Genomic DNA, 12,144 nt, shown 5'->3' with positions numbered 1-12,144 from the left:
ATTTTATGAAATTCAGCCTGTCGTTACCCACCTGGACGCTGTTATCGCCCGTTTTAGCCTGGATCGCCTATTTTACCATGGGAGGAAGGACAGGCACCCTTCCGGTTGTTATTCTCTGTTTTGTTTTGATTGCAGGCGTTCTTGCTGCTGTGCATCATGCAGAAGTGGTAGCGCACCGGGTGGGAGAGCCCTTTGGTACCATCATACTGGCGCTGGCAGTAACGGTCATTGAGGTGTCACTGATCGTTTCCCTGATGTCTTCCGGAGGGGAAAAAGCTGCAGCACTGGCAAGGGATACCGTTTTTGCGGCGATCATGATCATCCTTACATTTATCATCGGCATCTGTATCCTCATCGGCGGCGCCAAATTCAGAGAGCAATTTGTGACCAAGCACGCGGCCACATCTGCACTGGTAGCGCTTACCGCCATATTAGTACTTACGCTGGTAGTGCCCAATTATACCACCAGCCAGCCCGGCCCGCAGTACACACAACCACAACTGGTTTTTATAGCTGTGGTGAGCCTTATTATTTATTCCAGTTTTATCATGATCCAATCGGTACGGCACCGGGATTATTTTTTACCTAAAGATGAGAACGGAAACCCAGGCGAAGAGGAAGACCTGCATGCCCTACCACCGACAGTAAAGACTACCATTGTCAGCCTGATCCTGCTGATCACCTGTTTGGGGGCTGTGGTATTATTAGCCAAAATGCTATCGCCATTTATTGAAACAGGGGTGGCTGCCATCGGTGCGCCCAATTCACTGGTAGGTATTATCATTGCAATGGTGGTATTACTGCCTGAATGTATTGCAGCCATACAGGCTGCACGTAAAAACCGTTTGCAAACCAGCATGAACCTTGCGCTGGGTTCGGCACTGGCCAGTATCGGGCTGACGATCCCGGCAGTGGCTATTTACACTTTATTCAGCCGCACACCAGTTTTATTAGGTATTGATACTACATCAACCGTGCTGCTGATCCTTTCTATTTTTACAGTGATGTTGTCCCTGGTTACAGGAAAGACCAATGTGCTGTATGGTGTGGTGCTGCTGACTATTTTTGCGACATACCTGTTCCTGACCATTTTCCCGTAAACAGTTCTTATTCCGGTCATAACCGATGCGGCATCAGCCGGTTAAACACCGCTGAATACAGAAAAGCCGCCGTCTACAGTTATAACGGTTCCGGTTACAAATTTTGAAGCATCGCTCAGCAACCAGATCAACGCGCCGGTCAGCTCTTCAGGAGCCCCAAAACGCCGGAAAGGCGTATGTCGTACCACCAGGTTACCGCGTTCGGTAAGACTTTCATCCCCATTTGTCAGCAGTTCCCTGTTCTGCTCAGTAAGAAAAAATCCGGGAGCGATCGCATTCATACGGATCAAATCACCATAACGGTTGCCCAGCTCAACAGAAAACCATTTTGTATACGCATCAATAGCGCTTTTGGCCAGGCTATACCCCAGCACTTTTGTTATAGCCCTCTGCGCCGCCATTGAAGAAATATTCACAATACTTCCTTTTCCCTGCCGGGCCATTTCTTTTCCAAAAACCTGCGTAGGCAGCACAGTGCCAAACAAATTCAGATTCATTACAGCCTGCAATGCTGAAAGATCCAGATCAAAAAGATCCTTATCCTTTTCAATAACCGCATTTTTTATATTGCCCCCCGCTGCATTTACCAGCCCGTCAATCTGGCCCAGTTCCTGTACTATTTTATCACGACCGGCTATGAGCTGCTTTTCATCTGTTACATCAGCAATAACAGCCAAAGCCCTGCCTCCCTGCTGTTTTATCTGCGCTTCTCTTTCCCTGGCCACCTGTTCATTTCTGCCTACTATAACAGGTATACCTCCTGCAGCAGCAATTCCTTCAACAAAAGCTTTTCCCAAAATGCCCGTTCCGCCGGTTACAACAATTATTTTTCCGTTAATATCAAAATCACTCATTAATCAGCATTTATAAAATAAAAATAAACAAATTATTTTCAGGTAGTGCGCTATAAAAATAAATGTAGTTTTTTAAATCAGCAACTTTGGCCGTCGCAAGGCAAGAGCAATGCCCCCGGCCCGCCGCTTAACAGGGTAGAAAATAGGCCAATATTGTGCATCGTACCTGCCATAAGATCCGGCTAAAAATGCTTATCTTTTTCAGCAATTGCATCATCATTTTCAAACAGGCCGCACCTGCGGCGCTCACCGTCATTCAGGGCTGCTGCCTGTTACCGATATAAAGCCCCTCCTGGGCCCTTCTATCAGGGTCAGCTACCGGAACTCATGCAGTCTGTATCCTGGCTTTATGTAATGGCAGGGATTGCTGTAATCGTACATGCCTGAACTGATGATGCCCCGTGTGCCGCAAAGTGGCTCTCTACTGCCGGGTAAAAAATGCTTATCCTTTCAGCAATTGCATTATCATTCCCAAACAGGCCGCACCTGCGGCGCTCACCATCATTCAGGGCTGCTGCCTGTTACCGATATAAAGCCCCTCCGGGCTATCCGATGACAGGGGAGAGTGAAGCTCTAAGGTATTTACACTTTAACATATTTAAAAAGCTGTGACAGGCACCAGTAATAAGCATTGCATTAAACCTGCCTGTCCGGTAAGCAGCTTCCTATTGGGGCACAGCAGACGATTCCACCCATTTGAAAGCGCCTTTAAGTGTAGCAGTATGTCTTCCCGTCAGGTCTTTAAATTCCGTGCCTTCCGGCCTATTGCCTAAAGTTTCAAAATCCCATGCCGCCACCAGATCAGGGTTATCTGCTGTTACACCTGTTTCAGTACCCAGGTAGGCACTTCTGACCTGATCTTCCGTGCGGTTCGTTTTCCAGATCCTTATTTTCTTTATATATCCGGAGAACGCCTCCTGCCTGTTCCCGTTGTTGTCCAGGGAGCAGAAACCTGTCATATGCACCTGGTATTTGATACTGTTGTCGTTGATATAAGTTCTCCAGGGTTCTCCTACCCGGATTACTTCTCCCTGGCGCTGCCCGTCAACCATTGAATAACATTTTACATCCGTAGGCGTATCAAATCCGGGCAGGCCTTCATCTCTGAACAGAAAAGCATAATGCGTCCACCTGTTGAGCGTCCAGTTGTCTGACTTTTTATAACCGGGTTCCCATTCCTGGGGATTCGAAGGACCGCTATCCTGCCAATGAGCTACCATTGTTCTAAGTAATCCCTTGTTACGATCCTGGGCTCTCCAGCCACTCCAGTAATCTTTTTGTGTCATCGTGGATAAGAAAGTGCTGTTATCCTGACCGGGCTCTTTGCAATAGGAAGTCACGTTTACCCAAAGCTCAACCGTAAATGCCTGCTTATTATTATTCCCGAACTGCACATAATCGGGACTATAACCAAAGTCGATGTATCCCCCGTTATTACCGTCAACAAACAGGTTCCATATGATATGGTCTTCCTGCCATTTTGAATCTTCCACTTTTTGCATAGCTTCTTCTGCAGCCTGTATCGCATCATCATATAACGCCTGCGTTACATTGGTTACAGAACCGGATAAAATGTTTTCGGCAAAAGTGTATAAAGCGGTAATGGCATTCTGTAAAACTTCTTTACTGTCAACCGGATATTGCCCTTTATGATTGCCCCATTTGGGTGCATCATTCAGGATAGCCGCATACTCCCGGGCCTTTGCCTTCAGGTTTTCCACAAATTGCTGCGCCTGGGGAGACAGGTTATATAAACGACTGTTTTTAAACTCATCAATTGCCTGATTAACCGCAGCCAACTGCTGTTCCAATTCATCTTTAGACATGTTGTTGCCCGATTTCAATCCACTGATGACCGTTTCAAGTTTTGAAATGGCGGTTGTCAGTATGGCCCGGCTATCTTCGGGATACGTCCCCGCAGCCGTTCCGTAGGCTGAACTGGTGAGCAAAGATTCCAGATTGCTTTTATTGGTTTCCAAAATGCTCAGATTCGTATCTGTAATGAACAGGTCCTCTTTATTACCGGAGCAGCCCATAACAGCATAGAGCGCCAGTATAAGGCAAGCCAGTTGTAGCAGCCGGGCGGATCGCAGAGGGTGATATATTGTTTTTCTCATTTTAATAATGCGCTTAAAGTGAATTACTGGGTCTGTTCCCATTTATAGGTTCCTATAATTTTTGCTTCATGTTTTCCTGTTAAATCCAAAACCGTATTATCGGCGCCGGAAGGCTTTGAGGTAAAGTCCCATGCAGCAACCAGGTTATTTTCCCTACCGATAATTTCCGTTTCTTCTTTAAAGGATGCCTGAATATAAGCATCGTCTTTAGCTTCTTTCCAGATGCGGATTTTTTTCATATAACCGGAAAAGCCTTCTTCCATTTTGTCATTGTTTACCCAGCGGCAGAATGCGGTCATCGGTTTATCATAATTATCATAATCCGAAGAATTATATACTTCGGAAGCATTACTGTTATTCTGTGTAGCTGCAACCGTTCCGTTCAGATAGAGCTTCGCCCGGAGGGCGCTGTTGCCATCCAGCCCCTTATCACTGTAAACAAAAGCAAAATGCTGCCATACGTCCTCCTGCGGGGCAGGATACGAAGGTTCCCATAATCCCCAGCGATTGCCTGACAGTATGCCGCCCCAGGTAACGCGGTAAATACCGTTATTGACATTGCGCCAGTACATCATCCAGCCATTCCGCCACTGATTATCACTGTTTGAAAAGAAGGTGGACATAAAAATGCTGTTGTCATACGGGCCGCGTTCTTTGATCTTTACCCAAAATTCTATGGTAAAGGACTGATTGCCGGTTGTTCCAAATACCGTATAATCTTTACTTCTTCCAAAATCTATATAGGATTGGGTGGTTTTGCCATCTACAAATAATTCTGCGGGAATCGTTTCCGCATCTTCGGTGCGTTTACTGTTTTTGAACTTTTCAATGGTATTATTGATTTCGGAAATATAACGTTGCTTTTCGCTTTCTGAAGGAGAAGGGGTCTGGTATCTTATCAGCAATACATAACGGTTCGCATTACTGATGGCATCCGTAAGAATGGCCCGGCTTTCGGCAGGATATTGCCCTTCTCTTGTTCCGTAATCAGAATTATTTGCCAGCCGGTTCATGGAAGCTATCAGCGTGTCCAGTTGGGTGATGTACTCATCCTGGACCCCGATCGTTTCCACAAACTTGTGCTTCTCTTCAGAACATGACGTGAATTGTACCAGTACCAATGTACAGCAGATACATAAAAACAAGCTGATTATTTTGTTCATTTATTGTACGGTTTTTAATTATTTATCTGCAGGAAATAACAACATGAGCGCGGGAATGCCCGAAGCGTCATAACAGGAAACGGTTGAGCCAGGTGCTTTTGTATAATCTTTCCCCGTAAGGTTCCGGTCGTTCCGGTGGCTCCAGCCATACCCGATTGTGCGCGTTACCCATTTCAGGAATTGGGTCTGACCGCAATCATAGATCAGCATATTCATATACTGTGCAAAAATGGCTGTATAAATTCCCTGCTCTTCTCCGTTCCCGTAAGGGAAAATATAAAGCGGCGCAGACATTGTGTTCATGGCATAATTCGCAGCTGCTATGGCATTATCCAGGTACTCCTGCTGGCCGGTAACTTTATACAATAAACAGGAAGCCCCGATAAAGGTACCCTGGTTATACAGTGTTGCGTTCCAGTCTACGCTGTTCCCATGGCGGCTGTCGGCAACATTGCCTGTATTTTTGTCGAAAAGATTATTTACAGCCCATTCATAGATCTCCTTTGCGTTTTTCAGGTAGGTGTCGCGGCTATGCCATCTCGGATAGTCCGGATCACCGTTGAAGCCGGTTTTATCGTCAGTCTTATGCTGCGCATCTGCGGGATCAATATTGTTATACAATGTTACTGCGGCTACCACTGCCGGAAAATTGATGCAGGACATTTTACCGTTATCACTGTTATCCGGCGGGTTACTGTTGTTCCACTTCCAGAACATCCCCCCGTTTTCTTTATCATAGGAGCCCCTGTCTTTTAAGCTATACGAGCCGTGCCACACCCGGCAAAAACTCTCATCAGCAAGGGTAAGGTATTTAGTGTCTTTGAAGATGCCATAGGCACGGGAAAAGGAAATAGTCCACCACATAATATCATCATATATAAACCACCCGTTCTGGGGATCCTGGTTGTGCCAGTCAAAGTTTACATAATGATCATTGCAGCCCTGATAGATCTGGTTTACCAGGGTTTTATATTTTGCCTGCTTCTCTGCATTTTTTTCTGCTCCTGCCCTTTTATAGGCATTCATCGCCATATCCCAGTATATTGCCTGGGTCCATACAGCGCCTATTGTGGCTTTGGTATTGGCACCCTCCTCTGTATCCGTATTTACTTTGTAAACGTGCGTTTGACTGTCAAACAGGTTTTGATTGAAAGCGTCATAGGCAATCCAGGCATCTGCATTGGTATAGGGAGGCACAATGTCGTAATCAAGAACATATTCTTTATTATCGGACTTATTGCAGGCGTTTGTATAAATGGCACCGATAATAAGCATTATTGCGGTTATATAATTTTTCATGTGTATATTTTATTATCTTAAATCATATAGTCTTTTTACAGAAGGAACCTATTCAGCCCTGGGGTATGAAAATGAATATTCCATGTGTCTGTTTAATTAATACCCGGTATTCTGAACTAAATTCTTATCAATATCTATTTCGCCCTGCGGAATGGGGAAGAAATACTGGCGATTGAAGCTTCTGTCAATAACTTTTGAACGAACAAAAAAATCGTTCCCGTCGGCATTTATGTTCATACCATGTACGGCTTTATTGAAAAATTCAGTTGCAAGCCCCCAGCGGCGCAGGTCAAAATAACGGGTATTTTCAAAGCCCAGTTCCACTCTTTTTTCTTTACGTATCAAATCCATTACGCTGTTTGCATCAGCAGGACGGGGCAATGCATTTGCGCCTTCTCCATACATAGGTATACCTGCCCGCTTGCGGATGGCATTCATATACTTCCATAGTTCAGCACTTGTCGGATCAATATGGCAAAGTGCCTCCATATAATTAAAATAAATGTTCGGCAGCCGAAGCAGGATGCATATCAGGCTTTGATTACGATCGCCCGCCCCCATATGCTTGCGCACAAGATATCCTGTGCTGCTATAGTCGTTCACTCCGTATAGTTTGCCACAAGCGCCGCTGTATGTAAAATCGGTAATATTTCCGCCGTTTGTACCTGCAAACCATTTCTGCCCGCTGAAAGTAATATCTGCATAGAACCTCGGCTCCCGGTTTACATACATCATACGGGCTCCTGCGGGGGCATATACCTGCCCGGTTGCCGATGTATAATCAGCTTTGCTGACCCCGTCTTCCACATAGCCTGATGCCTCATTAATTGACGGTGTGATCCCGTTGGCCTTATAACCCGTGATTGGCGACATTCCGTTATTCATGAAGTATGCGTCTACCTGCTCCTGCGTGGCACCTAACAAACTCCCGCCTTTATAGTTTCCATCACTAATGCGATGATCATTGGGCATGCGGTCATATTCCATTGTACCGGCGGAATTATCTATACGATAGAAGATCATTTCTGTATTGCTGGCCATATCGCTTCTCAGTGTGCGCACTCCCCTTCTGTAAGATTCATACGGATCAAAGTCCGCAGCATCAGCGCTGCCCACAACCGTTCCGTTCTTATTGGTGTACATTAACCTGTAGCGTGTTCCATACGTATTCAGGAACGTTGCACATTCATCAGCCACTTTTTGCCAGTTACTTCTAATGGTTGCAGCACTGGGCTTTTCGGGAAATAACTTTTGCCCGTCGTTGTTTGCCAAACCGGCATAATAGCTGCATTCCCCGTCAAATAACCAGCTTGCCCTGAATGTAAGCGCTTCAATAATGAAAGCCTGTGCGATGGCCTTATCAATGCGCCCTAATCCGGAAACAGCATCTGTGGCCGCATTATCTAAAAGCCCTTCGTTTTGTGCTTCTTTCAATTGTTCAACAATATAATTAAAACACTCGTCTACTGTGCTTCTGGGCAACTGTAATTCATCGGTAGGGGTATCCTGTGTATAGTTTTCTTTCAGAACCGGCACGGGCCCATAGGTACGTACAAGATAAAAGTAATAAATGGCGCGCATCGCCTTGGCCTCCGCTTTCCACTGTATTTTTTCCGACGTGCTCACCTGATCTGCCGGAGCCTTATCAATATTGGCTATAAACGCTTCTGCCTGCTGGATTCCCGTAAACCAGCTTTTCCAACGGTATTTTACCATAGTCTGGTCTGTGGCATCAAGGGTGTTATTGTTTATCAGTTTTGCCTTATTATCAGATAGTACATACTCAGCCTCATCGCTGGCCGCTGTCCACGGGCCAGGCGTTCTGTACAGGGCGGTTTCATGAACCTGTCTTTGGTTAAATTCATCCGGTATATACGTATACACGTTTGCCAGATAGCCCAATGCACCGGATCTTGTCTGAAATATTTCATTCGTTGACAAGCGATCCTGCGGCACCTGGTCAAAATATTTAGAACATGCCCCTGCTGACAGCACCAGTAACAGGATCATGCATTTCAATGTCAGGCTTCGTATGCTGCCGCCCGCTTTGGCGGAACAGGTTGTGTGTGAAAAATTTTTATATGGGCGTTTCATCGCTTTTAAATTTAAAATGTAAAGTTTATTCCTATAGAAAGTGAGGACGTATTCGGATATTGGCTGCCGTCGTCCGAATTCAGTTCGGGGTCCCATAATTTGAATTTGGAAAAGGTCAACAGGTTGTATCCCATCATATAAACGGCTGCATTGGTGAGCGATATTTTCTGAGCCCAGCTTTTAGGTAAGTTATAAGAAACCTGTAATGTTTTCAGGCGCAGGAAACTCACATCACGCAGCCACCAGGTGCTTGGCTGAAAGTTATTCTGATTATCCGGTGTTTCACTTCCATAGGAAAGCCGGGGATAGAATACATTCTGGCTGGGGTTTTCTTCCGTCCATCTGTCATTGATATTGCTATACAGGTTTCCGGCTCCGCCACCACCGTTAAACGGTTGTATGCTGTTGCCTCTCAATATACGCTCTGCCTGTGCAGTTCCCTGGAAAAGAGCGCTGACGGATAAGTTTTTCCACATAACAGTAAACCCTAACCCGTACACCATTGCAGGAACGTCGCCCCGGCTGATATACGTTTTATCATAAGCATCAATTTTACCATCGTTATTCAGATCCTTATACCGGATATCGCCGGCTTTTACTTTGCCAAACTGGGTGGCAAACGGCTTGGGGGTTATGAGCTTATCCTCGTCCGAAAGCGCTTCCCAGCGGGTCATATCATCAATTTGCGACTGCGTAAACAGGCCTTCGGCTATATAGCCGGTTTGAGCAAGGATCTTTTGTCCGTGCTGGTTCATCCACGGATAGCGTTGCTCCGGTAAATCTCCCTTGATCCACTTATCGTTGTTATAGGTCATATTTCCTCTAAGATTAATCGTCCAGTTCTGGTTAAAGCGTTTATTATATTCTATTGTTCCGTCAAAGCCCTTGTTTTCTACAATACCTACATTACCGTAAGGTGAAGCCATATTGTACCCGATGAAGGACGGGATTGAGTTTTCACGTTTTAATAAAATGTTCTTACGTCTTTCCCTGAACAGGTCGAAAATAATGGACAGATCGCCTCCCAATGTTTTCAGCTCAACACCCAGGTCCTGCTTTCGCGATTCTTCCCATACGAGATCTACCGCATTATTGATGATCTCATAACCACCATACCTGGTACCGTTCGATCCGAAAATATATCCATAGGAACCGTTTGCTGCTATTTGATCCAGATACATAAAGCGCCTGTCCGATACGTTGCTGTTCCCTATTTTCCCGTCGGTATATCTGAATTTCAGGAAAGAAATCACATCATGAAACGGTTCCCAGAATTTTTCATTAGATACAACCCATCCTGCGCCATAGGCAGGGAACGTACCGTATCTTTTCCTGGGAGAAAAATTTTCTGCACCTGTATATCCTATATTAAATTCCGCAAAATAACGGTCCTTCCATGAGTAGGTGGCACGTCCAGCAACGCCCTGCATCCTGTACGGAATGGCATTTTCCAGCGTGCTCTGCGGATAAACCAATCTTTGCTGCTGATTATACAGCAATAGCCCGCTTACACGATGATCACCAAAAGCCCTGTCATAATTAAATGAGGTCTCCAGATATGTTTTCTTGTTACCTGACGAGGACTGACTATAATCCAGTACATCAGATCCTGTATAGGTCTTGGTCAATATCGGGTATCCATCCATATCATAAGGTATGTTTATATCGGTAAGGTACCAGGTAGATTCCCTGCGGGTCTGGTGAAGATCTACTTCATTATACACGTCATAGGCATACATTGCCGAGAATGTTAAACCACGTGTGAGCATCGCCAGGTCCTGGGTAACCCTGAGATTTGAATATACCTGGTTCTTTGTGAGGTTATCATAGCCCCTTCGGGTGGCATCGGCATAAGGATTCCGGAAGCCCCCGTTCGGGTTGATGCCGGGAACATAGGCCTGCCCCCGCACATAAAACATTTTGGGATAATCCACGGGAGAAATGGACATAGCAGAAGCATAAATGTCGTGAGAGGAAATGGCCGGATAGTTCCCTTCGCCCAAATAACCCTGTGCGCCTATTTCTACCTTTGTGGTAGGCGTTGCATTAATAGCTACGTTCGTAGTAAAGTTATAGCGGCTGTATTTCATTTTAGAGTTATAGGCTGTAATGCTTTTGTCTGTGGCCGTCATTCCGGTTTCGTTATAGTAGCTTACGGAAGCATAGTAAGTAGCTTTTTCACTTCCCCCGCGTACGTTCACATTTGCCCTTCTGTTGTACCCCCAGTTATTGAATACTTCTTTCAACCAGTCAACATTCGGGTACAAATAGGGATCCTTTCCCAGCCTTGTATTCTCAATGTATTCCTGTGAATATTTAGGGGCCAGCCCGTCGTTGCGCAAAGCCTCGTTGGCAGCGTTCATGTATCCGATACCATTTGCCAGGTCTGCCTTTTTTGTAAACCGGATAAACGATTCGTAATAATCCGCGTTGATGGTCGGCTTTCCTATCCTTCCCGGCTTTGTTTTGATAATGATTACACCATTGGCGCCACGTACCCCGTAAACAGCCGTTGCTGAAGCGTCTTTCAGGATGGTAAGCGATTCTACGTCTTCGGGGTCAACATCATTGAAAGGGCGTTCCACACCATCTACAAGAATTAAAGGAGATGAAGTGTTGGGTGTAGAAATCCCCCTGATCCAGATATCCGCAGAGTTTTTGCCCGGTTCTCCCGTACGTTGTACAGAGATAACCCCGGCAAGCCTTCCAGCCAGCACTCCCGTCAGGTTGGAAGACGGGATTTTTATATCAGACGGTTTTAATGATGACTGTGCGCCTATATTGCTTATTTTACGTTGCGTGCCATAGCCGATCACAACCGTTTCCGTTAAGGAATTTTCCTTTTCATACAGGGCTGCATCATAGATGTTTTCAGTTGTATTTACTTTTATTTCCAGATCATTATACCCAACATAGGTGATCTTTAAGATACATTCTTTCTGATCGGTCCGTAATTGATAAAAACCATCTTTATCTGTTGTGGTACCAATGGCTGTGCCCGAAATAGTAACGCTGGCACCGGCTATCGGTTTCTGAGTCTTGGCATCTGTTACCGTACCACGCAGCATTCTCGATGCCAATGATGACGGGTTATTCCGTGCCACGGGGTTCTCTTTTATGATCGTTATATGCTGCCCTTCAGTTTTATATACCAGCTTAAGAGGGGTAAGCAATGTTTTCAGCACATTGGGAATGGTTTCGTTTTGCACATTTAACGACACTTTACGGGCAACGTCTATATCCTTTGAATAGATAAAAAGATAATCCGTCTGATCCTCAATGGCCCTCAGTACTTCTTTTAACGGCGCATTCTGTATATTGAGCGATACGGTCCGGGTTTGATAAACGGCCGCACTTATATTATGCACGCAGTATAAGAGCATAAGAAGCACACAAATCCCTTTTATCAGATACGTCTTCAAACCCCGTTTTTTAAAATTACCGGACGGGGAAACTGATGTTGATTTTATATTCATGTATGATTGAATGTTTATTATTATTCTCAATGACAAATAAA

Annotated in this window: 7 protein-coding genes; 1 reads left to right on the top strand and 6 read right to left on the bottom strand. The window is 45.2% G+C overall.

The window, feature by feature from the left end; translation table 11 throughout:
• Positions 1 to 5: 5 nt before the first annotated feature.
• Positions 6 to 1,100, top strand: coding sequence for a calcium:proton antiporter (locus tag A8C56_RS03540; protein ID WP_067752130.1), 1,095 nt, complete (start codon positions 6 to 8; stop codon positions 1,098 to 1,100).
• Between the two features lie 41 nt (positions 1,101 to 1,141).
• On the opposite strand, the gene A8C56_RS03535 is transcribed toward A8C56_RS03540, so the two are convergent.
• The 6 genes from A8C56_RS03535 to A8C56_RS03510 form a co-directional block, all read right to left on the bottom strand.
• Positions 1,142 to 1,954, bottom strand: a complete 813-nt coding sequence (locus A8C56_RS03535) for an SDR family oxidoreductase (RefSeq protein ID WP_067752126.1) — start codon at positions 1,952 to 1,954, stop codon at positions 1,142 to 1,144.
• A gap of 665 nt (positions 1,955 to 2,619) precedes the next feature.
• Positions 2,620 to 4,071 carry a DUF4972 domain-containing protein gene (locus tag A8C56_RS03530; protein ID WP_084490392.1) on the bottom strand — a complete coding sequence of 484 codons (1,452 nt, stop codon included), beginning with the start codon at positions 4,069 to 4,071 and terminating at the stop codon, positions 2,620 to 2,622.
• A 23-nt stretch (positions 4,072 to 4,094) separates the two neighbouring features.
• Positions 4,095 to 5,234, bottom strand: a complete 1,140-nt coding sequence (locus tag A8C56_RS03525) for a DUF4972 domain-containing protein (RefSeq protein WP_067752123.1) — start codon at positions 5,232 to 5,234, stop codon at positions 4,095 to 4,097.
• A gap of 18 nt (positions 5,235 to 5,252) precedes the next feature.
• The gene (locus A8C56_RS03520; protein WP_067752120.1) at positions 5,253 to 6,533 is read right to left on the bottom strand and encodes a glycoside hydrolase family 76 protein; all 1,281 of its coding nucleotides are present in this window, start codon (positions 6,531 to 6,533) and stop codon (positions 5,253 to 5,255) included.
• Positions 6,534 to 6,629: 96 nt separating this feature from the next.
• Positions 6,630 to 8,627, bottom strand: coding sequence for a RagB/SusD family nutrient uptake outer membrane protein (locus A8C56_RS03515; protein ID WP_218917239.1), 1,998 nt, complete (start codon positions 8,625 to 8,627; stop codon positions 6,630 to 6,632).
• 11 nt (positions 8,628 to 8,638) lie between these two features.
• Entirely contained in the window at positions 8,639 to 12,049 is a 3,411-nt protein-coding gene (locus A8C56_RS03510; protein ID WP_218917238.1) for a SusC/RagA family TonB-linked outer membrane protein, read from the bottom strand.
• Between the last annotated feature and the right edge of the window lie 95 nt (positions 12,050 to 12,144).

This window comes from Niabella ginsenosidivorans, from assembly GCF_001654455.1.
GTDB lineage: Bacteria > Bacteroidota > Bacteroidia > Chitinophagales > Chitinophagaceae > Niabella > Niabella ginsenosidivorans.
Note: the sequence above shows the minus strand (reverse complement) of the source record. Positions and strands in the feature narration are given on the sequence as shown.